Genomic DNA, 22,772 nt, shown 5'->3' on the forward strand with positions numbered 1-22,772 from the left:
ACACCAATGATCATGAACGAGACACCCCACACTTGCGCTCCGCTGCCCGCCGACGAGGCGCGCCGCCTGCAGGTCCTGATCGACCTCGACCTCCTGGATTCGCCTCCCGACGAACGCTTCGACCGCATTACGCGACTTGCGGCGCGCCTGTTCGACGTGCCGACCGCCCTGGTCAGCCTGATCGACGCCGACCGCCAGTGGTTCAAGTCGCGCGTCGGCATGCCGCTGCCGGAAACGCCGCGCTCGGCCTCGTTCTGCGCCCACGCGATCCTGCAGGACGATGTGATGGTGGTGCGCGACGCCTGCGAGGATGCCCGTTTCGCCGACAATCCGCTGGTCCTGGGCGATGCCGGCATCCGCTTCTACGCCGGCTCGCCGATCGAGATCGGCGACGGCGCACGCATCGGCACCCTGTGCATCATTGACCGCGTCCCGCGCGAATTCGGCCCCGAAGAACGCACCCTGCTGCGCGACCTGGCCAGCATTGTCGCGGGCGAGGTCGCCGCCCTCGAGCTCAAGGCCGTGTCCGAGCGCGAGCGGCGCAGCGCGGCGACCGTGCGCGCCCTGCTCGACCACCTGCCGGAGGGCGTGCTGCTGTTCGACGCGGCCGGCACGATCCAGTCCTGCAATCCGGCCGCCGAGCGCATGTTCGGCGCCCCCTGCGAGGCGCTGGCCGGCCAGTCGTCGGGCGCCCTGATCGGGATCGCCCCGAAGGCGGTGGCGCGCCACGAGGGCACGGGCCGGCGCATGGATGGCAGCGCCTTCGCGGCCGAGGTCTCGATCGCCGAGATGACGCTCGACGGCCGCGCCTACCTGGTGGCGACGGTGCGCGACGTGGCCTGGCACCGCGCCGAGCAGGAACGGGTGCGCGCCGCCAACCGGCGCCGCCACGACTACTTCCGCACCGCCAGCCACGAGCTGCGCACCCCGATGGCGAGCATCCTGGGCTTTTCCGAACTGCTGCTCAAGCGTGACTTCGACGCCGCCACCGGGCGCGAACTGATCGACATCATCCACCGCCAGGCCAATCGCCTGATCGGCCTGGTGAACCAGATGCTCGACCTGGCGCGCATCGATTCGGGCGGCTCGGACCAGCTGCACCCGGCGCCGCTTGACCTGGCCCAGGTGGTGGAGAAGGTGAAGGCCGGGATCGAGGACGCGGCGCAGTCGGCCCGCATCGTGCTGCACCCGGCCCCAGACCTGCCGCAGGTCCAGGCCGACCCTCAGCGCGTGCAGCAGGCGCTGGCCAATATCGTGGCCAACGCCCTGGCGTATTCGGCGCCGGACAGCCAGGTCGGGATCGGCATCGGGCCCCAAGCGCGCGACGGCCGGCCGGGCGCCGCCGTGACCGTCATCGACCGCGGCGTCGGCATGACGCCGGACCAGCAGCGCCAGGTGTACGACGCCTTCTGGCGCGCCGGCGCCCTGCCCGACGTGCCGGGCAACGGCCTGGGCATGACCATCGTGCGCGAGATCGTGGACGTCCACTGCGGCCAGGTGGAGATCGTCTCGACGCCGGGCGACGGCACCCAGGTGACCTTCTGGCTGCCGCGCGACGGCGCGCCCACCGACCCGGAGGCCTCTTGACGACACGCCGCATCCTCGTCGTCGACGACCAGCCCGATTTGCGCCTGCTGATCCGCCTGACCCTGCGCGCGCTGGGCGAGGTGGCCCAGGCGTCCAGCGCCGAGGCCGCGCTGGCCCAGCTGGCGCAATCCGTGCCCGACCTCCTGATCCTGGACGTCTGGCTGGGCGAAGGCATCAGCGGCCTGGAACTGTGCCGCAAGCTCAAGGACGCGCCGGCCACCGCCGGCATGAAGGTCATGCTGCTGTCGGCCTGCGGCCAGCAGAGCGACGTCGCGGCCGGCCTGGCCGCGGGGGCCGATCATTACATGGTCAAGCCTTTCAGTCCCGAGGCGCTGGTGCAGGCAGCGGCGGGATTGCTGGACGGCTGAGTAACGTCTTGACGTATCATGGCGTCTCCATATCACGCCCGGAGACGACAGTGAGCACACAAGGCCATCACCACCAGATCGACAACATCGAATTGAACGTCGCCGACATCGCGCGCAGCAAGGCTTTCTATGGCCAGGTGTTCGGCTGGACCTTCATCGACTATGGCCCCGGCTATACCGAGTTCCGCGACGGCCGCCTGGCCGGCGGCTTCACGACCGATGCTCCGGTGCGCGCCGGCGGCCCGCTGGTGATCCTGTATTCGAACGAGCTGGAAGCGACCCTGCGCCGCGTCGTCGACGCCGGCGCCCGCATCAGCAAGGAGACTTTCTCCTTCCCCGGCGGCCGGCGCTTCCACTTCGTCGATCCCGACGGCTACGAACTGGCCGTGTGGACGGCCGACCAGGAAGCCGGCTTAGACTCTTGCTGAGACCCTGGCTGAAACCCTGACTGAGACGCTCAGGCCGCGAGCGCGCGCTGCGATGCCGCGGTGAGCGGCAGGTCGACGTGGAAGCAGGTGCCGCCGCCCTCTCGGTCCTCGAACGACAGGTCGCCACCATGTTCGACCATGATCTGGCGGCTGATCGCCAGCCCCAGTCCGGAACTGGTCTTGCGGTCCGCGCCCGCATCGGCCTGGGAGAAGCGCTGGAAGATGCGCGCGCGGAACGCGGGCGGGATGCCCGGCCCGCGGTCGGCCACGCTGATGCGCAGGCCGCGGCTGCTGCGCGCCAGCATTACCTCGACCGCGCCCTGCGGCGGCGAATACTTGAGCGCATTCGACAGCAGGTTCATCAGGACCTGGGTGATGCGGTCGCGGTCGACCTCGGCCGGCAGCCATTCCAGGCCCGCTTCGCAGGCGCTGCGCAGCTCGACCTGCGCATCCTGGGCCTGGACCCGCATCGCGCAGAGTGCGTCTTCGACGATCGGCATCAGGGGCTGCGGCTTGGAATGCGCCGACAGGCGTCCCGATTCGATCTTTTCCACGTCCAGCATATCGCTCACCAGGCGCACCAGGCGCTCGCAATGGCGATGCGCGATCTCGACCAGTTCCCCGACTTCGCCGTCGATCGGCCCGGCCGCGCCGCTCTTCAATAGCGACAGCGAGGCGCGCATCGAGGTCAGGGGCGTGCGCAGCTCGTGCGACACGGTGGCCACCAGCTCGTTCTTCATCTGGTCGACGCGCTTCCTGAGCGAGATATCGTGCAGGAAGATGGAAAAGAAGCTGCGCTCGCCGATGCCGGCGATGCCGGCCGTCATCTCGATGGCGAACTCCTCGCCCTGGCGCGTGCGCACGATGCGCTCGACGCGGCGGTTCAGGGCATCGGTGTGGCCGGTGGTGCGGAACTCGACGATGGCGCGCCGCAGCGAGTCGTGGTAGCGCTGCGGCAGCACCAGCTCGGCCAGCGGACGGCCGATCGCCTCGTGGCGGCGCCAGCCGAACATGCGCTCGGCCTGGGTATTCCAGTCGGTGACGACGCCGTCCAGGTCCATGCCGATGAAGGCGTCGTGGGCGGTCTCGATGATGGTGTTGATGTGCTGCGCGTTCTGCTGGACGATGGCCAGCGCGCTCGCCAGTTCCTGGGTGCGTTCGCTCACCCGCTGCTCCAGCGTGCGGTTGAGCTCTTCCAGCTCGTGCCCGCGCCGCACGAGGTCCTCCAGCAGCGTATTCAGGGCGCTGGCCAGGCTGCGCACCTCGTCATACGAACGCGCGTCGGGCACCAGCGGCGCCACCACGCCGCGCCGAATGCGGTCGGCGTACACCTGCAGGTTCTTGATCGGATGGGTGATCCAGTTCGCCACCAGCGCGCCGGCGATCGAGAACAGCACCGCCAGGCCCACGCCGGTCCACAGCGCATACTGGCCGAGCTTGTGCACCGGCGCATAGGCATTGCCCGCCTCCTGGCGCAGCAGCACGGTCCAGCCCAAGCCGGGATAATCGGCGTAGCCGTCGGTCTTGCGGTAGCCGACCAGGTATTCCCTGCCGTCGCTCCAGCGCTCCAGCACATAGCCGATGCCGCGCTCGCCCCGCGCGCGGCGCAGGCTGGCGGTATCGATGGTGGTGCCCTGCAGGCCGGGCGGTCCGAGCAGGACCAGGCCCTTGGTATCGACGATCAGGGCATCCACCCGGCGTCCCTCCTGGATCGGCTCGATCACCGAACGCTCGACGTCGCGCGCCCACTGCCACGACAGGTGGGCGCCCAGCACCGCGCGCGGCCGGCCGTCGGGGTCCTCGATCGGAAACGCGACGTCGACGAAGCGCTGCGGCTGGCCACTCACCGATGGCAGGAGCTTGGCCAGCAGCAGCGCTTCGTGCACGTCGCCGATGTGGATGCCGGCCAGGGCGTTCGTGAACCACGGCCGGGCCGCCACATTGGCGCCTTCGAGCAGGCCGCGCGCCGCCACCTGGACCTTGCCGTCCACGGTAGCGATGCCCATCCAGCTGTAGTAGCCATAGCTGCGGTGGGCGTCGTCGAGCAGGCGGCGCTGCGATTCCAGGGTCGCCCGCGGACCCAGGTCGCCGATGCGGCGCGCCAGCAGATTGACTTCCCGGTAGCGTTCGTACATGCCGCGGTCGAGCTTGTCCGCGGCCTGCTGGGCCAGCTCGCCCAGGCCGAAGCCGATGCTTTCGCGCACGTGGTCGCGCGCCTGGTTCTGGACCAGGGCGACCAGGATGATCGTGAGGACGGCGCAAAGCGTGGACGTTGCGAGCGCCATGTATCCCGCCAGCCCCCGGGGCAGCAGATTGCGTGGCAGATTCCGGACAGTTGGCAGACGCATCGACGAGCGTTTGTATGAAGTATGTAACTTACCGATTTTACGTGAATAGTTGCCCCACGAGAACTCGGGAGCGGCCTGTTCAGTATCTTGCGTGGCCTGTCCGCCACAGGAAAATGACCATGTTTTCATTCTGGCTTGCAAAAAAATATAAACCCTTCCACCTACCCTGGTTTATACTGCAAGCCCTTTCCGTCGCACCCTGTTTGCGACCATCTTTCAAGGGCTTTGCGCCAAGGCTGATCCGGACCGTGCGTCGACCGCTGTCACTATTGCTGATGCTGTTCCTGCTGTTCACCCAGCAGGCTTCGCTATCGCACGCCGTCAGCCACCTGGCGCCGGCCGCGACGATCGCGGCGGCAGCAGCAGCCCAGGAACTGAGCGGCGACACCCAGGAATTCGCGGCCCACGCCTGCGAGCTGTGCGTCGCGGCGGCCCAGTTCGCGGCCGCCCTGCCGGCATCCACCTTCCATCTTCAACCGGCCGATCCGGCCGCCGTCGTTCACCACGCCGTCCCCACGCGCGGCATCGAAGCCGCGCCCGCGCTGGCCTTCCGCTCGCGCGCCCCGCCCTTCGCCTGATCCGTCGCTGCACCTGAAGTCCGCCCGGCGCCCTGGATTGTCCAGACGCGCGCCCGTGCGTCCTCTCGTTTCGGCCTGACCCGTCGCTGACGGGCCACGGCCATGCACCGGGTCCTCGCCGCACCATGAACATCGTCATCCATCCGCACGCCGGCATCGGCCGTGCGCGCCCGCGCTCGGCCCTCCGGCCAGCGCGCGCCTGAATTCGCAACGCCGTTGCATCAACCAGCGGCGTTGCCGCGTCCCGCGCATGACGGGACAAGGCCGCCGCACGCCCCAAGGAAAGAAAAATGAAGAAGCCTTTCGATACCGCATCCTGCCCAGCGCCGCGCCGTACGCTCTTGGGCCTGTGCCTTGGCGCCGCGCTCGCCGGTCACCCAGCCGCCCACGCCGCCGCCCAGGACTTGCCGCAGGTCGTGGTCAACGCCAGCCTGGAAGAGCCGTATGCGCCGTCGCACGCTACGGTCGGCGGCAAGACGCCGCAGCGCCTGATCGACATCCCGCAATCGGCCACCGTGTTCAGCGCCGAACGGATCCGCGACCAGAACCTGTTCACCCTGGGCGACCTGATGCAGCAGGCGCCGGGCGTGAGCGTGATGCCCTTCGACGGCGCCAATCCGGACTTCCGCGCACGCGGCTACGCCATGGAGCTGAGCTATGACGGCATTCCCGCCAGCCAGGCCGGCAGCGGCCAGCAGGAATTCGAACTGGCGGTCTACGAGCGGGTCGAGGTGCTGCGCGGACCATCGGGCGTGACCGCCGGCGCCGGCCAGCCGGGCGGCGTGATCAACTTCGTGCGCAAGCGCGGCAGCCGCGCGCACCTGTTCTCGGGCGCAGTCAGCCTCGGCTCCTACGACAACCGCCGGGTCGAGATCGACGCTGGCGGGCCGCTGAACGCCGCCGGCACGCTGCGCGCCCGCGCGGTCGCGACCTTCCAGGACCGCGACTACTTCCACGACACCACCCATGACCGCAAATGGCTGGGCTACCTGGCGCTGGACGCCGACGTGGCGCGGGGCACCACACTGTCGCTTGCCTTCACGCGCCAGGTCGACGACCTCGACTCGACCACCATGGGCCTGCCGGCATGGAGCGACGGCGCCTTCATCGAGGCGCCGCGCGAGACCCATGTATATCCGTCCTGGAACCGTATGGCGTGGGCCACCAGCCAGGCGGAGGCCGAGCTGGCGCACAAGCTGGCGTCGGGCTGGGAGCTGCGGGCGCGCGCCGTGCGCCGCAGCGTCGACAAGTTCTACAAGGACGGCTACCCGAGCACCGGCGTGAACCGCGCCAACAATACCGCCACCTACGCGCGCCGCATGGCCGGGCTGGATTTCGAGCGCGAGGCGGCCGACCTGTTCGCCAGCGGCCCGTTCTCCCTGTTCGGGCGCCGCCACGGCCTGACGGTCGGCTACAACTTCGACCGGCGCGTGGCAGACAACCAGTCGGTCACCTATGCGGCGGTGCCGAACGTCGACATTTTCAACCCCGACAGCGTGCCGGAACCGAGCGGTGACTTCGCCCGCGGCAACGCCAACCGCGTCACCCAGAGCGGCGCCTATGCCCAGGCCCGGCTCTCGCTCGCCGATCCGTTCACCCTGGCGCTGGGCGCGCGCAGCTCCAACTACCGCAACGAGACCCGCAATATCGCGCCGACACCCGAGACGGCCTTCGTCGCCACCACCCGCGAACGCGGCGAAGTCACGCCATCGGCGGCCCTGCTGTGGCATGTCGCGCCCGAGGTCAATGCCTACGTCTCCTACGCCGACATCTTCTTCCCGCAATCGCAGATGGACGCCGGGCGCCGCACGCTCGATCCGCGCGTGGGCAGCCAGGTGGAGATCGGCGCCAAGGGCGTGTTCCTGGACGGCCGCCTGAACGCCTCGGCCGCCGTGTTCAATGCGCGCGACCGCAACCGCGCGCTGGCCACCGACGTCATCGACGTCTACGTTCCCGCCGGCGACGTCAAGGTGCGCGGGGTCGAGTTCGAGATCGGCGGCCGTCCGCTGCCGGATCTGAACCTGACTGCCGGCTATACCTTCCTGCGCACCGAATACGGCGTCCACCCGACCCTGGAAGGCGCCGAATGGTCGACCTTCGAGCCCAAGCACAGCCTGAAACTGTACGCGCGCTGGCAGCCGGCCTGGATGCGCGGCCTGTTCCTCGGCGGCGGCATGAGCGCCAGCAGCGCACTGCTGGGCACCGGCGTGCCTGGTGTGCGCGAACAGGGCGGCTACGCGGTCGCCAACGCCCAGCTGGGCTATGCGCTGGACCGCCGCCTGGCCGTCACGCTCGCCGTCAACAACGTGTTCGACCGTATCTACTGGGCGCGTGTGGGTGGCTTGAACACCTATAACATCTACGGCGACCCGCGCAGCGTGCTGCTGAGCGTGCGCGGGAGCTACCGATGACCGCCGCTGTCCCGACGCCCTTGCGCCTGATCGTGCGCCAGCAGTGGATGTCGCTGGCGCGCGAGCGCCGTCTGCGACTGCTCGGCCTGCTGGTGCTGGCCCTCTGCGCGCTCGCCCTGTTCGACGCGGCGCTGGATACCGGGCGCCTGGAGACCGCGCGCATGCACGATATCCTGGCCGAGGAAGCGGTGTGGGAGGCCCAGGGCGAGGCCAACCCGCACGGCGCGGCCCACTTCGGGCGTTTTGTCTACAAGCCGGCGACGCCGCTGGCGGTGCTCGATCCCGGCGTGACGGCCCACCTGGGTTCCACCCTCAAGCTCGAAGGCCACGTCCAGAACGCCAGCCGTTTCAGGGCGACCGACGGGGGCGCGGCCCTGAGCCGCTTTGGCGGCTTCAGCCCGGCCTTCGCCCTGCAGGTGCTGGTGCCATTGATGATCGTGTTCGCCGCCTTCGGCGTCTTTTCCGGCGAGCGGGCGCGCCAGCTGGCCTGGCAGGAAATCGGCGCCGGCGCCACGCCCTGGCAACTGATGCTGGGCCGCTTCGCCGCCTGCGCGGCCGCCCTGCTGCCGCTCCTTGCGCTGGTCGGCATGCTGGCCGCGCTGGCCACCATCCCGGCCTGGAGCGCCGCCCATTTCGCGGCCCTTGGCCTGATGCTGGCCGCCCATGGCTTGTACTGGACCGCCTTCCTCGGCGTCACGCTCGCCATCTCGGCCTGGAGCGCAAGCAGCCGCGCGGCACTGTTCGGCGCCCTGGCGTTCTGGATCGTGACGGCGGTGCTGGCGCCGATGCTGGCGCCCATGCTGGCCGAGGCGCGCCATCCGACGCCGAGCGCGGAAGCCTTCGAGGCCGCCGTGACCGACGAGGTGATGAAGGGGCCTGACGGCCACAGCCCACGCGACGTGCGCTTCGCCGCATTCGAGAAGGCCACGCTGGCCCGCTACGGCGTCAGGCACATCGACGAGCTGCCCATCAACTACGCCGGCCTGCTGTTCGAGCATGGCGAGAAGGCGACCGCCGACATCTACAACCGCCACGTCGACCGGCTGTACGACGGCTACGCGGCCCAGGCGCGCCTGGCGCTGGCCGGAAGCGCGCTCTCGCCGCTGCTGGCCCTGCGCCCGCTGTCGTCCAGCCTGGCGCGCACCGATATGGAAGCGCACCGCCACTTCCTGGCCCAGGCCGAGCGCTACCGCTACGAGACCGTGCAGGCGCTCAACCGCGACATCAAACTCAATCGCAAGCCGCAGATGCGCGAGTACGCCAGCGACGTGGCGGCGATCACGCGCGGCATCGCGTTCGCGCCGCAGCCGCTGGCCCTGGGCGAGCTGCTGCCGCGCACGGTCGTACCGTTTGCCGCGCTGGCGGCCTGGGTGGGCGGCGCACTGCTGCTGATGCGGCTGGCCGTGCGCCGGCTGGAGGGCGCGGCATGAGTGCGACCTTGACCATCATCCGCATGGAAGGACGGCGCCTGCTGCGCGGGCGCTGGCTGCTGCCGCTGTGGCTCCTGTTCGGCGTGATGTGCGCCTGCGCCGCGTGGAACGGCGCAGCCTGGGTCGAGGGGCGCCAGGCCACGCTCGCGCTCATCCTCGAGGACGAGCGCGCGACGCACGCCATGCGCCGCACCCAGCTCGCCGAACAGGTCACGCCGGACAACAAGTCGCGCTACGGCGGCGCGCTGTACGCCACCGCGATGTCGCTGCGCGCCACCCTGCCGCCGGGCGAGCTGGCGCTGCTGACGGTCGGCCAGGCCGAGGGTTACCCGATGGCGGCGACGGTTTTCCCGTTCATCGCCAGCAATACGATCTTCGACCGCCACACGGCCGGCATGGAAAACCCGGCGGTGCTGGCGGCCGGCCGGTTCGACCTGGCCTTCGCGATCGTCTGGCTGCTGCCCCTGCTGGTGCTGGCCGGTAGCTTCGACCTGTTCGCGTTTGAACGCGAACGTGGGATGGCGCCATGGCTGCTGTCGCAACCGGTCACGCCCGCGCATCTGCTGGCGGCCAAGACGGCGGCGCGTGCGCTGCTGCTGGCGCTGCCGCTGGCGGCGATCGTGGTGGCGACCCTCGCCTTCGCGAGCCAGGCCGGGCCGGCGGCGCTGCTGCAGGCCGGCGGCCTGGTGCTGCTCTATGCGCTGTTCTGGCTCGTGCTTGCCTTGCTCGTCAACCTGGTCGCCTGCAACGCCGCCCAGGCGGCGCTGGGCTGCCTGGCTGCCTGGCTGGCCATGGTCGTGCTGCTGCCGGCGCTGGCCCTGGGGGTGGCCGACCTGGCCGCGCCGCCGGTCAGCCAGGCCGAGCGCGCGAACGCGCTGCGCGCCATGGCGATGCAGGCGCGCGCCGAACTGCGCACTGCGGTCGCGCCTGACCGCGTGCCCGCACCCAACATCCCCGACAGCCTGCGTCGCCGCGCGCTCGAAGTCGAGCGCGGCGAACGGCTGATCCAGGAGGCACTCCAGCCCTACCGCGCGCAGCAGGCGCAGCGTCTGGCCTGGCTCGACGGCCTGCGCGTGGTCTCGCCCGCAATCGCACTGCAGGACGCGCTGGAACGACTGGCCGGGAGCGACGCCGGGCGCGCCCTGCGCTTCCAGGACCAGGCCCACGGTTTCCTGCTCGAGGTGCGCCGGATCGTGCGGCGCCACCTGGACCAGGACCGCCTGCTCACCGTCGCCGACTACGACCGCGGCCTGCCCCGCTTCCTGCTGCGCGAGGCGCCGCCCGCCCGGCGCCTTGGCGCCCTGCTGTTCGACGCCGCCGTCATCGTCCTCGGCATGACCGCCCTGCTGCTGGCCGCCGGCCGCCGCTTGCGCCGCCACGCCACCTTCACCGAATGAGGTCCACCATGCTGCACGCACAAGCGCTGTCCAAATCCTTCGGGGGCCAGCGCGCCCTCGATAACCTCGACCTGCGCATCGCGCCGGGCGAGATCTTCTGCATGCTCGGCGCCAATGGCGCCGGCAAGACCACCACCATCAAGCTGCTGCTGGGTTTCCTGGCGCCGACCTCGGGCCTGGCCCTGGTCGACGGCATCGACGTCCAGAAGGATCCGCTGGCCGCGCGCCGGCGCCTGCTCTACCTGCCGGAGCAGGTGGCGCTGTACGGGGAACTCTCCGGCCTGGAAAACCTGGATTACTTCGCCGGCCTGGCCGGTGTGCCTGACCGTAGCCCGGCGCGCCTGCGCGGCTGGCTGGAACAGGCTGGCGTGCCGGCCGCCGCCGCCCTACGCCGCGCCAGTGGCTATTCGAAAGGCATGCGCCAGAAGGTCGCGATCGCACTGGCCATCGCGCGCCAGGCGCGCGGCCTGTTGCTGGACGAGCCGACGTCTGGTCTCGACCCGCAGGCCAGCGCCGAGTTCCACCGCCTGTTGCTGCGCCAGCGCGACGCCGGCGCGGCGGTGCTGATGGCCACCCACGACCTGTTCCGCGCGCGCGAAGTGGCCACCACCATCGGCTTGATGCGCGACGGCCGCCTGCTGCGCACCCTGCGCGCGAACGAGGTGTCGGCGCTGGAGCTCGAGCAACTGTATCTGGAAGAGATGGCGCTCGCCGCCTCGGCCGCAGCAACCGTTTGATCACCCTGAAAGGACTACCATGAACCGCCTTCCCATCCTGGGCGCCTGCCTTGTACTGGCGCCCGCCCTGCCGCTGGCCGCCGAGCAAGAAGCGGAGCCCGACAGCACCGTCGTCGTCACCGCCCGCCGCGACGACGCCGCCCCATTGACCGTCACGCCAGTACAGACCCTGTCGGGCCAGGAACTCGTGCGGCGCCGCATGGGCACCCTGGGCGAGACGCTGGCCGGCCTGCCTGGCGTGCACCTCGACAATTTCGGCGCCGGCGCCGCCAGGCCCGTGATCCGCGGCCAGACCCTGCCCCGCATCGAAGTGCTGAGCGATGGCGCCAACCTGTTCGACGTGTCGTCGGTGTCGCCCGACCACGGCATCGCCACCGATCCGCTGCTGCTCGACGCCATCGAGGTCCAGCGCGGGCCGGCCGCAGTGCGCTACGGCGGCAACGCAACCGGCGGCGCGATCAACCTGATCGACAGCAAGGTACCCAAGCTGGTCCCCGAAGGCGGCGTCAGCGGCGCGACCGAAGTACGCTACGGCACTGGCGACAATGAGAAAACCGTGGTCGGCCGCGTCACCGCCGGCAGCGGCAACTTCGCCCTGCATGCCGAAGGCGCCAAACGCCAGGCCGGCGAATACGAGGTGCCGTCCGCCTTCGGCGCCGACAGGCTGCGCGACTCTTTCGCCGACAGCGAGAGCTATAGCATGGGCGGTTCGTGGATCACCAAGAAGGGCTACATTGGCGTGGCCTATACGCGCGTGCGCAACGAATATGGCCTGCCCGGACACAGCCATGCGAATGGCGTGTGTCACCTGCACGGTTATTTCAATCCGGTGCGGGTCGACCTGCATTGCGTGGGGCATGGGAGTTACCAGAATCCGCTGGACAATCCCGACTCGGACACGGCCTGGATCGACCTGCGCAGCGACCGCGTGGATGTCCGGGCCGACTATGCCGATCCGCTGCCCGGCTTTTCCGGCATTAAATTCCGCGCCTCCCACACCGACTACCAGCACAACGAGATCGATGGCCCCATCCTGTACAGCCGCTATACCAACAAGGTCAAGGATGGCCGCCTCGAACTCACCCACAAACCCTTGCTCGGATTCACCGGCACGATCGGCCTGCAGTACACGGACGGCACCTTCGGTGGGCTGAATCTCATCGACCTGCACGTGCCCTCGACCAATTTCTACGGGTTCGAAGGGCAGACGCGCTACGTGACCGAGAACACCGGGCTCTTCCTCAGCGAACGGCGCGCGTTCGGCGCCGTCGACGTCGAGCTCGCCGTGCGCAAGGACTGGCGCACGGTCAGCGTGCCGATTCCCGGGGAGTTCTTCATCCGTGTGCCGGAGGAATATATTCCCTCTTATGAAAAGATGGACGGCCCGAACTGGCGCCAGGTGCTCGAAGCAAGCATGCGCGAGGGCCATGTCAGCAGAAACCCCGAGCGCAAGCATCGTCCGCTCTCCGCATCGATCAGCGCGACCTGGAATCTTGGCGGCGGCTACTCGGCCGCCCTGGCGCTGGCGCGCACCGAGCGGGCGCCGAATATGCGCGAGCTATTCGCCTTCGGCAACAACCTCGCCACCAATAGCTATGAGCTGGGCTTGCTGGCCGACTGGGAATTCATCGACCCCATTCTCGGGGAAGCCGGCATTTTCCGTGGCGACGTCCTGGAAAAATCGGACGCGCTGAACCTGACCTTGCGCAAGACCGGCGGCCCGTTCGAGTTCGAAGTCGGCCTGTTCCACCAGGACGTCGACAACTATGTGTACGCCCACGCGCTGGAAACCGAGACCCGCAACGGCCTCGCCCACCACTTCCTGATCTATACGGCCGGCAAGGCGCGTTTCAAGGGCATCGACGGCCAGGCCAGCTACCGCCTCACGCCGGCCTCGCGCGTGACCGTGTTCGGCGACTACGTGCATGCCGAACTCGCCGACGAGAAAGGCTATCTGCCGCGCATCCCGCCGGCTCGGCTGGGCGCCCGCTACCAGGGCGACTGGGGGCCGCTGTCGGCGGGGTTCGAGGTCTACCGCCAGTTCACGCAAGACCGGCTGGCGCCGCTGGAGACGCGCACCGATGGCTACAATATGCTCAACGCGACCCTGGCTTACCGCTTCCCCCACGGCCCCGGCCGCTGGACCGAGCTCTACCTTAGCGGCACAAATTTGACGGACGAGCTGGCGTATAGCCACGCGTCCTTCGTCAAAGCCCAGTCGCCACTACGAGGACGCAATATCGTGTTTGGACTGCGCAATCAGTTCTAATCCTTGATCCGGTCGGCAACGCCTTGCCGCCGATCCGGAACAATCGACGAGGCCCGGCATCTGAACCATGCCGGGCCACCTCCACCTCGTCGAAAGGAAACACGATGGCCTATTTCACCACCCGCGATGGCGTCGACATCTATTACAAGGACTGGGGCCGCGGCCGGCCGGTCGTGTTCTGCCACGGCTGGCCGCTGGGCGCGGACAGCTGGGAAGCGCAGATGCTGCACCTGTCGCACAACGGCTTGCGCACCATCGCCCACGACCGGCGCGGGCATATGCGCTCCAGTCAGCCCTGGGATGGCAACGATATGGACCATTACGCCGACGACCTGGCCCAGCTGCTCGAATTGCTCGACCTTGATGACGTATGCCTGGTCGGCTTCTCGACCGGCGGCGGCGAGGTGGCGCGCTACGTCGGCCGCCATGGCACCGGCCGCATCGCCCGGCTTGTCCTGATCGGAGCGGTGCCGCCGCTGATGGTGCAGCGCCCCGACAATTCGGACGGCGTGCCGCGCGAAGTGTTCGACGGCATCCGCGCCGGCCAGCTGGAGAACCGGGCCCAGCTCTACCTCGACATCCCCTCCGGCCCCTTCTATGGTTTCAACCGGCCGGGCGCAACGCCATCGCCGGGGCTGATCCAGTCCTGGTTCTTGCAGGGAATGTTAGGCGGACACAAGAATACCTACGACTCGATCGCGGCGTTTTCCGAAACCGATTTTCGCGATGACCTCAGGAAATTCGACAAGCCGACGCTGATCATCCACGGCGACGACGACCAGGTGGTGCCGATCGACGTCGGCGGCCGGGCCTCGGCGCGCCTGGTGCCGCACGCGACCTTCATCGCCTATGCCGGGGCGCCGCATGGCTTGACCGACACGCACAAGGACCGGGTGAACGCCGACCTGCTGGCATTCGCGCGCGGCGAAACCGTCGGACATTAGTGCCGATACTCCCCGTCCCAGGCCATGGCGGCGGGCATACTCCCCCCGCCCGCGGTCGGGAGCGCCGAGTTGCACTTTTCCACTCTGCGGTAACAGCCTATCGCTCATCCATTGACCATTCTGGCACAGCTGAAGGACAACATTAACGAAAATTAATAATTCGCACACCCCCGTTTAAGCCGGCGCCGGGCATGATCGAAGGTAGGGAAAATACCGCTCTCAACCTTGCAATCCGGATCCGACCACATGCCTTCGACCACTTCCTTGCGCCGCCAGCCGGCCCTTGGCGCCACCGTCCTGGCGGCGCTGCTGCTGTCCGCCTGCGCCAAAGACCCGAAACCCGTCGCGCCCACCGTTCCGGAGGTGGCCGTGTTGACGATGAACACGTCCAACGTGGCGCTGAACATCGCCCTGCCGGGTCGCACGGCGCCTTTCCTACTGGCAGAGGTCCGGGCCCGGGTCGACGGCATCGTGCAGGAACGCCGCTTCAAGGAAGGGGCCGACGTCAAGCAAGGCGATCCGCTCTACCTGATCGACCCGGCGCCCTATCGCGCCACGCTGGCCAGCGCCGAGGCCGAGCTGCAGCGGGCCCAGGCCACCCTGGCCAGCAACGCCTCCCAGCTCAAGCGCAACCAGGTGCTGGTGAAGGAAAACGCGGTCAGCAAGCAGGAATTCGAGAACGCCGAGGCGGCCCAGCTGGAAGCCGCGGCCGACGTCGCCGCCGCCAGGGCCGCCGTCGATACCGCCCGCATCAACCTCGGCTACACCAGCGTGAGCGCGCCCATCACCGGCCGCAGCAGCGTGTCAACGGTGACGCAGGGCGCCTATGTCCAGGGCAGCGCCGCGACCCTGATGACCACCGTCCAGCAGATCGACCCGATGTACGTCGACCTGCAGCAATCGAGCGTCGACGGCCTGGCCCTGCGGCGCGAGATCGCCGCCGGCCGGGTGCGCATGGACGGCGCCAACGCCGCCAAGGTCAGCCTGACGCTGGAAGACGGCACCACGTACAGCCGCAGCGGCACGCTCGAGTTTTCCGGCGTGACGGTCGACCAGGCCACCGGCGCGGTCACCCTGCGCGCGCGCTTCCCGAATCCCGACAAGCTGCTACTGCCCGGCATGTTCGTGCGCGCCAGCGTCAGCCAGGGCGTGCGCCAGGCCGTGATGCGGGTGCCGGCGCCTGCCGTCTCGCGCACCCCGCAGGGCACCGCGACCGTCATGGTCGTGGACCGCGAAAACAAGGCCCAGCTGCGCAGCGTACGCACCGGCGCCCTGGTCGACGGCTACTGGCTGATCGACGAAGGCCTGAAGGAAGGCGAACGCGTGATCGTCAGCGGCACCCAGAAGCTGCGTCCGGGCACCGTGGTCCGGATCGGCGCGCCGTCGGCGCCCGCCAGCCAGGGATAAGCGACGATGCCAAAGTTCTTCATCCAGCGCCCGATCTTCGCGATCGTCATTTCGCTGCTCATCATGCTGACAGGCGGCATCGCCCTGTACAGCATGCCGATCGAGCAGTATCCGCCGGTGTCGCCGCCGTCGGTGCAGATCCAGGCCGACTTCCCGGGCGCCTCGGCCGAGACCATGCAGAACACCGTGATCCAGGTGATCGAGCAGCAGCTTACCGCGATCGACAACCTGCTGTACATGGACTCCTCGAGCGACGATTCGGGTCGCTCGACCACCACCCTGACCTTCGCCGCCGGCACCGATCCCGACATCGCCCAGGTGCAGGTGCAGAACCAGCTGCAGGCGGCCGTGCCGCGCCTGCCGGCCGAGGTGCAGCAGACCGGCCTGCGGGTAACCAAGTCGACCAGCGACTTCCTGATGGTGGCCGCCTTCGTGTCGGACGACGACAGCATGACCAAGTTCGACATCGCCAACTACGTGTCGTCGAACATCCAGGATCCGCTCAGCCGCATCTCGGGCGTGGGCAGCATGAACGTGTTCGGCACCCAGTACGCGATGCGGATCTGGCTCGACCCGGTCAAGCTGACCGCGTACGCCCTCACGCCGCTGGACGTCAGCGCCGCCATCCGGGCCCAGAACGTGCAGGTCTCGGGCGGCCAGCTGGGCGGCACGCCGGCGGTGCAGGGACAATCGATCAACGCCACCATCACCCAGGCGACGCTGCTGCGCACGCCGGAGGAATTCCAGCGCATCCTGGTCAAGGTCCAGCCGGACGGCTCGAGCGTGCGCATCGGGGACGTGGCGCGGGTCGCGCTCGGCTCCGAGAACTACCACGTCGACGTGCGCTACAACGGCAAGCCGGCGTCGGGCCTGGGCATCCAGCTGGCGCCGGGCGCGAACGCGCTCGACACCGCGGTTGCGGTGCGCGCCCGCCTGGCCGAGCTGGGCGAATTCTTCCCGCCGGGCCTGCGCACCGTGTACCCGAACGACGTCACGCCCTTCATCGAGCAATCGATCAGCGGCGTGGTGCACACCCTGATCGAGGGCATCGTGCTGGTGTTCCTGGTCATGTACCTGTTCCTGCAAAACTTCCGCGCCACCCTGATCCCGTCGATCACGGTGCCGGTCGTGCTGCTGGGGACTTTCGGCATCATGGCGGCGCTGGGCTTTACCGTCAATACGCTGTCGATGTTCGGCCTGGTGCTGTCGATCGGCCTCTTGGTCGATGACGCCATCGTGGTGGTCGAGAACGTCGAGCGCGTGATGCACGAGGATGGCCTGCCGCCGAAGGAAGCGACCGTCAAGGCCATGGGCCAGATCACCAGCGCGCTGATCGGCGTGGCCCTGGTGCTGTCGGCGGTGTTCGTGCCGGTGGCCTTCTCGAGCGGCACGGTGGGCGCGATCTACCGCGAGTTCTCGCTGACGGTGGTGGCCTCGATGCTGCTGTCGGCCTTCATCGCGCTAACCCTGACCCCGGCGCTGTGCGCGACCATGCTCAAGCCGGTCGATCCCAATCACCACGAAAAAAAGGGTTTCTTCGGCTGGTTCAACCGCGGCTTCGACAAGAGCCGCGACCGCTACCTGGGCGCGGTGAGCAGCATCCTGGGCCGCCGCGCGCTGTGGATGGTGGTGTACCTGGTCATCATCGGCATCGTCGCGGCGCTGTTCCTGCGCCTGCCGGGCGGCTTCCTGCCCAAGGAAGACCAGGGCTTCATGCTGGTCCAGGTCCAGACCCCGGCCGGCACCACCCAGGAACAGACCGGCAAGGTGCTCGATGAGATCAGCACCTATCTGCTCAATGACGAGAAGGCGATGGTCGAGGCGACCATGGTCATCAACGGCTCGGGCCAGGGCCAGCGCGGCCAGAACGTGGGACGCATGTTCGTGCGCCTGCACGACTGGAACGAGCGCAAGGACGATGCCCTGCACGTGTCGGCGCTCTCCAACCGGATCGCCGCGCGCTACAAGGACTTGCAGAACGCCCAGGTGGTGCCGATCGAGCCGCCGTCGATCCGCGGCCTGGGCTCGGCCACCGGCTTCACGATGCAGCTGCAGGACCGCGGCGGCCTTGGCCGCGACGCACTGGCCAAGGCGCGCGACCAGCTGCTGGAACTGGCCGCCAAGGAACCGGCCCTGACCCGGGTGCGCTTCACCGGCCAGGCCGACAACCCGACCTACAAGATCGACATCGACCGCGAGAAGGCGGCTGCGCTGGGCATCGACCTGACCCTGGTCGACCAGACCTTCTCGACCGCCTGGGGCTCGCGCTACATCAACAACTTCCTCGACATGGACAATCGCATCAAGCGTGTCTACATCCAGGCCGACGCCCAGTTCCGCATGAACCCGGACGATATCAAGCTGCTGCACGTCAGGAACGGCCAGGGCGATATGGTGCCATTCTCGAGCTTCGCCAGCGCGCGCTGGTCATGGGGTTCGCCGTCGATGCAGCGCTATAACGGCATCACCTCGGCCGAGATCGTGGGCCAGCCGACCGCCGGCCACAGCACCGGCGAGGCGATGGCCATCATGACCCGCCTGGCGGCCCAGCTGCCGCAAGGCATCGGCTTCGAATGGAGCGGCATCTCGCTGCAGGAATCCCAGGCCGGCGCCCAGGCGCCGCTGCTGTACGCACTGTCGATCCTGGTCGTGTTCCTGTGTCTGGCGGCGCTGTACGAGAGCTGGGCGATCCCGATCTCGGTGATCATGGTGGTGCCGATCGGCGTGCTCGGTGCGCTGGGCGCGGCCACCGCCTTCGGCATGGAGAACGACGTGTTCTTCCAGGTGGGCCTGTTGACCACCATCGGCCTGTCGGCCAAGAACGCGATCCTGATCGCGGAATTCGCACGCGAGCTGCAGATGCAGGGCATGGAGCTGGTCGAGGCGGTCATGGAAGCGTCGAAGGTGCGCCTGCGTCCGATCATCATGACCTCGATGGCCTTCATCCTGGGCGTGCTGCCGCTGGCGATCTCCAGCGGGGCCGGCTCGGGCAGCCAGAACGCGCTGGGCATCGGCGTGATCGGCGGGATGCTGACGGCGACCTTCCTGGCGACCTTCCTGATTCCGCTGTTCTACGTGATCGTCGCCGGCCGCGCCAAGCCGCCGGCGATCCACGCGCCGCCGCCGCCACCGCCGGTGGCCCACGCGCCGAAGGCCGAGGCCGAGGCAGCGGATACAATGCCGGCTTCCCACTGAGACTGCCGTGAAACTGTTACTCGTCGAAGATAATGAACGCGTGGCCCGCTTCGTCAAGAAGGGGCTGACCGAGGCCGGCCATACGGTCGACCACGCCGACAACGGCCGCGACGGCATGTACCATGCCGTCAGCGAGCCTTACGACGCGATCGTCATGGACCGCATGCTGCCGGGCGGGATCGACGGCCTGGGCATCATCGAAGCGCTGCGCCAGCAGGGCAACCGGGTGCCGATCCTCATCTTGAGCGCGCTGGATGGCGTGGACGACCGCATCCGCGGCCTGCGCGCCGGCGGCGACGACTACCTGACCAAGCCGTTCGCCTTCGGCGAGCTGCTGGCGCGGCTCGACGCCCTGCTGCGCCGCTCGCAGAGCCAGGCGGTGGAAACCGTGATGAGCCTGGGCGACCTGTCGGTCGACATGCTGTCGCACCGCGTCACGCGCGCCGGCAAGCCGGTGGCGCTGCAGCCGCGCGAATTCAAGCTGCTCACTTACCTGCTGCGCCACGCCAACCAGGTGGTGACGCGCACCATGCTGCTCGAGAACGTGTGGGATTACCACTTCGACCCGCAGACCAACGTCATCGACGTCCACATCAGCAAGCTGCGCCAGAAGATCGACGCGGGCTTTGCCACTCCGCTGCTGCGCACCGTGCGCAATGCCGGCTATATGCTGACCGACCAGCCATGAGACATCCGTCTTGAACCTGCGCCTGCCCAGTTTTTCCGCCCGCACCATCGCGATCGGATACGCCGTCGTCACCCTGCTGGTGCTGGCGATGTTCGCCGCGCCGCTGTGGTTCGCCTGGCACAAGAATATCGGCGAGGTGCGCACCCAGCTGCTCAAGACGGACGCCCGGCACCTGCGCAACCTGTTCGAGCGCCAGGGCCCGCCGGCGCTGGCGGCGGCGATCGACAGCCAGGTCCACGGCGTCAATGACGGCGTGCGCAAGATCATGCTGTTCGTGGCGCCCGATGGCGCCAAGCTGGCCGGCAACCTGCCGGAGTGGCCCGAGGGCGTACCCGAACGCGACGGCCTGTGCCAGGTGACGATCCGGGTCGACGACAAGCCGCGCAACGTGGAGCTGGTGCGGGTGACGCTGGAAGACGGCTATATGCTGCTGGTGGCCAGCAACCTGGATCGCTTCCAGCAGCTCGAGCGCCTGTTCGCCTACGGCCTGCTGGGCTGCGCACTGGCGGTGCTGGTGGGAGCCGCGCTGGGCGGCGTGTTGATCCGCCGCGCGCTCCTGGGGCGGGTGCAGCGCATCAGCCAGACCACGGCCTCGATCATCGAGGGCAAGCTGTCGCACCGCCTGGTGGAGCCGCGCGACGGCGACGAGCTGCAGCAGCTGACCCGCACCGTGAACCGCATGCTGGACCAGATCGAGCACCTGGTGACGGGGGTGCAGGACGTGTCGAACGCGATCGCGCACGACCTGCGCACGCCGCTGTCGGAGCTGCGCGCGCGGCTCGAGGAGCTGTCGGTGGCGCGTCCGCCGAGCGAGGAAACCTTCGCCGAGATCGACGCCGCCATCGACGACGTCGACCGGGTGATGGGCATCTTCAACGCGCTGCTGCGCCTGGCCGAGATCGACAGCGGCAGCCGGCGCCGCGGTTTCGTCGAGGTCGACCTGGCCGCGCTGGGCGCCGAGGTCACCGAATTCTACGGCCCGGTGGCCGAACTGAAGGACATCGACCTGGGCTTCGACGCGCCCGAAGATCTGCGGGTGGTGGGCGACCCGGTGCTGCTGGCCCAGGCCCTGGGCAATATGGTCGACAACGCCCTGAAATACGCGCCGGTGCGCGGCGCGATCGCGATCACCGCGCGCCGCCTCGACGCCGACCGGGTGGCGGTGGTGGTGGCCGACAACGGCCCGGGCATTCCGGAACACGAGCGCACGCGCGTGATCGAGCGCTTCTACCGGGTCGACGCCAGCCGCGGCACGCCGGGCGTGGGCCTGGGCCTGAGCGTGGTCTCGGCCGTGGCGCGCCTGCATGGCGGCAGCCTGACGCTGGAAGACAACCATCCGGGCCTGCGCGCCAGCCTGCTGCTGCACGCCAATCCGGCGGCGAAAGCCTATTGAGGTTTCCCCCCTGAGCGTTCGAGGATGGCGTCGATCGAGGCGCGCGCCTCTTTCATCACCTGGGGAACATCGACGCCGATCAGGCGCCCGTCTCGCTTGAGTACGACGCCGTCGACGATCACCGTATCGACATTGGCCGGCGTGGCCGAGTACACGATCAGGGCATAGGGATCGCTGTCCTCGGCCAGGGCCATGTTCAGGGCGCCGGGGTCGAGCAGGATCAGGTCGGCGCGCTTGCCGGGCGTGATCGAACCGATCTGATCGTCCATGCCGATCGAGCGCGCCGCCTCGATCGTCGCCAGTTCGAGGATGTGGCGCGGGGCGACCGCTGTTTCCTTTTTCCCGGCGCCGGATGCGGTAAGCGCGAGCAGGCGCATATTGGCGAACAGGTCGGCGCTGCCGGCCAGCGCGGTGCCGTCGATGCCCAGGCCGATGCGCCCGACCGCCGAGTAGTCGTCCAGCACGGTCAGGCCATAGCCGACCCGCTGCTCGGTGACCGGCGTCAGCGACAGCGCGCTGCCGGCCTTTCGAAACGCCGCCAGCTCGGCGGGCGTGGCGCCGGTGGCATGCACGATCTGCACGTCCTCACCTAACAGTCCGCTGGCGGCCAGTGCGCCGTTGCGCTTGCCGCCGGAATGCACCGAGACCGGCAAGCCGAGCTTGCGCGCGGCCGCGATCTCGCGGCGGCCGGTCGCGGCCACGTCGGCCTTGCCCTCCCCCACACCGCGCCAGCCGAGCCCCAGCGTGACCCGCCCCGGCCTCTCCCGCGCCGCCGCGGCGGCGAGCAGCTCGAGGTCGACGCTCTCGGCCGCGCCAAGATCGTCATGCGCGCCCGCCAGCAACCGCGCGCGAATACCGCTTCGCAGCAGCGCCTGTTCAGCCGCCTCCAGATGCGCCGGGCTGCGCAGGTTATGGAAGAAATCGACGGTGGTCGTAACGCCCGACGCCAGGGTCTCAACAGCGCCGAAATACGTGCCTATACGAACGTCATCCGGCGTATAGTGCCGCCCCAACCGCTTCTTGAGCGCAAAATAATCGGTGTCAGGTGTATTCCGAAACTGCCCGCGCGCCGCACTGAGCCACAGATGGTTATGCGTATCGACCAGCCCCGGCAGCAGGATCATCCCACGCGCATCGATCCGCTCCGCCCCCGCCGCCTCAAGCCCGCGCCCAACCGCCACGATCCGCCCATCCCTTACCAGCACATCCGCATCGCGCCGCTCGCCCTGCTGTGGATCAAGGCTGACGACATACGCATTCTGAATCAGCAAGCCACGCGGCTGCCCAAAAACCGCCTGACACGACGCAAACAACAGCCCGAACACAACACAACGCAATAGACGCGGCATGGCAATTTCCAGACAATAAAATTTCAATTCTACAACCCACTTCCACCCAGCCGCGCGCGCTTACCGCCCCAGCCCAATCCATAATTAGGGTCAGAGTAAAATTGTTTGACAACTTCAGCAAATCAATTGGCCAATAATTCGACTCTGACCCTAATTGCTGGGCAATATTTCTGATCGACCTGAGCATTAGCGTCGAACTTATCGACGATCCGAGAAATTGCTCAATAAGTCGACTCTGACCCT

General features: G+C 68.4%; 16 protein-coding genes. 14 read left to right on the forward strand and 2 right to left on the reverse strand.

From position 1 onward, the window contains the following. Window positions 1-12 precede the first annotated feature (12 nt). From SOM61_RS02505 to SOM61_RS02515, 3 genes are read left to right on the forward strand one after another with little or no spacing between them, the layout of a single operon-like run. Entirely contained in the window at window positions 13-1,587 is a 1,575-nt protein-coding gene (locus tag SOM61_RS02505; RefSeq protein ID WP_320472626.1) for a sensor histidine kinase, read from the forward strand. Beyond that, complete coding sequence (locus tag SOM61_RS02510; protein WP_320472627.1) at window positions 1,584-1,955, forward strand: response regulator transcription factor; 372 nt, start codon at window positions 1,584-1,586, stop codon at window positions 1,953-1,955. Before SOM61_RS02505 ends, SOM61_RS02510 begins: the two co-directional genes overlap by 4 nt. Before the next feature lie 50 nt (window positions 1,956-2,005). Beyond that, window positions 2,006-2,383 (forward strand): VOC family protein, encoded by a 378-nt coding sequence (locus SOM61_RS02515; protein WP_320472628.1) that lies wholly within the window; start codon window positions 2,006-2,008, stop codon window positions 2,381-2,383. Between the two features lie 29 nt (window positions 2,384-2,412). Here SOM61_RS02515 and SOM61_RS02520 read toward each other — a convergent pair whose 3' ends face one another. After that, on the reverse strand, window positions 2,413-4,668 hold the full coding sequence (locus tag SOM61_RS02520) for an ATP-binding protein (protein WP_320472629.1): 2,256 nt from the start codon (window positions 4,666-4,668) through the stop codon (window positions 2,413-2,415). A gap of 311 nt (window positions 4,669-4,979) precedes the next feature. On the opposite strand from SOM61_RS02520, the gene SOM61_RS02525 reads away from it, so the two are divergent. The 11 genes from SOM61_RS02525 (at window position 4,980) to SOM61_RS02575 (ending at window position 21,180) form a co-directional block, all read left to right on the forward strand. Continuing rightward, entirely contained in the window at window positions 4,980-5,309 is a 330-nt protein-coding gene (locus SOM61_RS02525; RefSeq protein ID WP_320472630.1) for a hypothetical protein, read from the forward strand. Between the two features lie 290 nt (window positions 5,310-5,599). Further along, on the forward strand, window positions 5,600-7,720 hold the full coding sequence (locus tag SOM61_RS02530; protein ID WP_320472631.1) for a TonB-dependent siderophore receptor: 2,121 nt from the start codon (window positions 5,600-5,602) through the stop codon (window positions 7,718-7,720). After that, entirely contained in the window at window positions 7,717-9,150 is a 1,434-nt protein-coding gene (locus tag SOM61_RS02535; RefSeq protein WP_320472632.1) for a DUF3526 domain-containing protein, read from the forward strand. The genes SOM61_RS02530 and SOM61_RS02535 overlap by 4 nt, the downstream gene beginning before the upstream one ends. Then, the gene (locus SOM61_RS02540; RefSeq protein WP_320472633.1) at window positions 9,147-10,547 is read left to right on the forward strand and encodes an ABC transporter permease subunit; all 1,401 of its coding nucleotides are present in this window, start codon (window positions 9,147-9,149) and stop codon (window positions 10,545-10,547) included. Before SOM61_RS02535 ends, SOM61_RS02540 begins: the two co-directional genes overlap by 4 nt. A gap of 8 nt (window positions 10,548-10,555) precedes the next feature. Then, window positions 10,556-11,284, forward strand: coding sequence for an ABC transporter ATP-binding protein (locus SOM61_RS02545; RefSeq protein WP_320472634.1), 729 nt, complete (start codon window positions 10,556-10,558; stop codon window positions 11,282-11,284). Window positions 11,285-11,303: 19 nt separating this feature from the next. Further along, window positions 11,304-13,553: a TonB-dependent receptor domain-containing protein gene (locus tag SOM61_RS02550; RefSeq protein WP_320472635.1), complete on the forward strand. Its 2,250-nt coding sequence runs from the start codon at window positions 11,304-11,306 to the stop codon at window positions 13,551-13,553. Window positions 13,554-13,657: 104 nt separating this feature from the next. Beyond that, on the forward strand, window positions 13,658-14,497 hold the full coding sequence (locus SOM61_RS02555; RefSeq protein ID WP_320472636.1) for an alpha/beta fold hydrolase: 840 nt from the start codon (window positions 13,658-13,660) through the stop codon (window positions 14,495-14,497). Between the two features lie 246 nt (window positions 14,498-14,743). Further along, window positions 14,744-15,904: an efflux RND transporter periplasmic adaptor subunit gene (locus tag SOM61_RS02560; RefSeq protein ID WP_320472637.1), complete on the forward strand. Its 1,161-nt coding sequence runs from the start codon at window positions 14,744-14,746 to the stop codon at window positions 15,902-15,904. Between the two features lie 6 nt (window positions 15,905-15,910). After that, entirely contained in the window at window positions 15,911-19,099 is a 3,189-nt protein-coding gene (locus SOM61_RS02565; protein WP_320472638.1) for an efflux RND transporter permease subunit, read from the forward strand. Between the two features lie 7 nt (window positions 19,100-19,106). After that, window positions 19,107-19,787 (forward strand): response regulator transcription factor, encoded by a 681-nt coding sequence (locus SOM61_RS02570; protein WP_147934098.1) that lies wholly within the window; start codon window positions 19,107-19,109, stop codon window positions 19,785-19,787. A gap of 10 nt (window positions 19,788-19,797) precedes the next feature. Beyond that, window positions 19,798-21,180, forward strand: coding sequence for a sensor histidine kinase (locus SOM61_RS02575; RefSeq protein ID WP_320472639.1), 1,383 nt, complete (start codon window positions 19,798-19,800; stop codon window positions 21,178-21,180). Here the strand turns inward: SOM61_RS02575 and SOM61_RS02580 are convergent. Beyond that, window positions 21,174-22,529, reverse strand: a complete 1,356-nt coding sequence (locus SOM61_RS02580; RefSeq protein WP_320472640.1) for an amidohydrolase family protein — start codon at window positions 22,527-22,529, stop codon at window positions 21,174-21,176. The two genes, SOM61_RS02575 and SOM61_RS02580, sit on opposite strands and share 7 nt — an antisense overlap. Window positions 22,530-22,772 lie beyond the last annotated feature (243 nt).

This window comes from Massilia sp. CFBP9012 (genome assembly GCF_034045115.1).
Classification (GTDB): domain Bacteria; phylum Pseudomonadota; class Gammaproteobacteria; order Burkholderiales; family Burkholderiaceae_D; genus Telluria.